Source organism: Mesorhizobium sp. M4B.F.Ca.ET.089.01.1.1, assembly GCF_004022605.1.
GTDB lineage: Bacteria > Pseudomonadota > Alphaproteobacteria > Rhizobiales > Rhizobiaceae > Mesorhizobium > Mesorhizobium abyssinicae.
Window position 1 is genome coordinate 1 of record NZ_RZOS01000881.1, and the last position, 1,162, is coordinate 1,162.

Sequence of the window (1,162 nt, forward strand, 5' to 3'; positions counted from 1 at the left end):
CCGTTCACGCTTTGGATGTCGAACTTCAACGACGGCCAGCGGTTCTGGCTCTCGGCAACCAGCCCGTCGGCCAGTTCCACCGTGGTAGCTGGTAGGTTCGGCTCGCGGCGCCCCCTCGCCCCCACCGTCACGAGCGCATTCGGCTCCTCCGGCCCTGCAGAATAGATCCCGCGGGGCCGGTGGTACTTGAAGCTGCGGCCGACCAGGCCGAATCCGTTCGCCAGTAGCGCCGAAGCGAGCGTATCGCCTCGGTACCCAGCTAAAGCCTTGCCATCAAAGATGAATTCCATCGGTCGCGATCGGTCGATCCGGCCGCCTTCGTGAAGCCGCCTCATGCGCGTGCCTCCCGCGCGGAGCGGACTGAGGCGATCTCATGGTTGCGTGTATCGCGCCCGACCACCAACCATTGACGGCACCCTATCACGTGCTGCCAATACTCGCGATGCGGTCCGGCCGGGTTCTCGCGCACGAAGACGTATCGGTACCAAGCCTCGAAATCCGCGTCGTCGTGGACAGGACGGATGACCGACGCGTCACCGCCGTAGCGGAACTCGTCGTGGTCGCGCGGACCGCAGTAGGGACATTCGATGCGTAGCATGGTCTTGGGTCTCTCGGTTATTGCAGCCAGGCGAACGGCCCGATGCCGGCCTCGTCGATCGTGCGGCCGGTGCGGAAACGGTCCAGGCTGTAGCCGGCGCTCAGCGGATGCGCCTTTCCGGTGGCGATGGTATGCGCGAAGCACCATCCTGAGGCCGGGGTGGCCTTGAAGCCGCCATAGCACCAGCCACCGTTTAGGTAGAGCCCGTCGATTGGCGTAGGGCAGATGATAGGGCTGCCGTCCGGCGTCATGTCCATCACCCCGCCCCAGTGGCGCAGAATGCGCAGGCGGGAAATGCAGGGCATCAGCGCGACCGCTGCCTCCGCGACTTCACGTACCATGCCGAGATTGCCGCGTTGGGCATAGGAATTGTAGCCGTCCAGCCCGCCGCCGAACACCAGCCCACCCTTGTCGGATTGGCTAACGTAGAAATGCTCGGTCCCGTGGGCCACGATGTGGTGGACCAGGGGCTTGATCGGCTCTGTGACAAAAGCCTGCAAGACATGGCTCTCGATCGGCAGTTCAAGGCCCGCCTTCCGGCCGAGCAGTGAGGTGTGACCCGCC

At 64.7% G+C, this 1,162-nt stretch carries 3 protein-coding genes; all 3 read right to left on the reverse strand.

Annotation, left to right across the window (positions count from 1 at the left end; translation table 11 throughout):
• Positions 1-290, reverse strand: a 290-nt coding sequence (locus tag EN780_RS34725; RefSeq protein ID WP_245500218.1) for a 2Fe-2S iron-sulfur cluster-binding protein, incomplete at its 3' end; no start/stop codon positions are given.
• Between the two features lie 41 nt (positions 291-331).
• On the reverse strand, positions 332-598 hold the full coding sequence (locus tag EN780_RS34730; protein ID WP_127239356.1) for a sarcosine oxidase subunit delta: 267 nt from the start codon (positions 596-598) through the stop codon (positions 332-334).
• 17 nt (positions 599-615) lie between these two features.
• The coding region (locus EN780_RS34735) for an FAD-dependent oxidoreductase (protein ID WP_128276501.1) at positions 616-1,162 on the reverse strand (547 nt) is incomplete at its 5' end.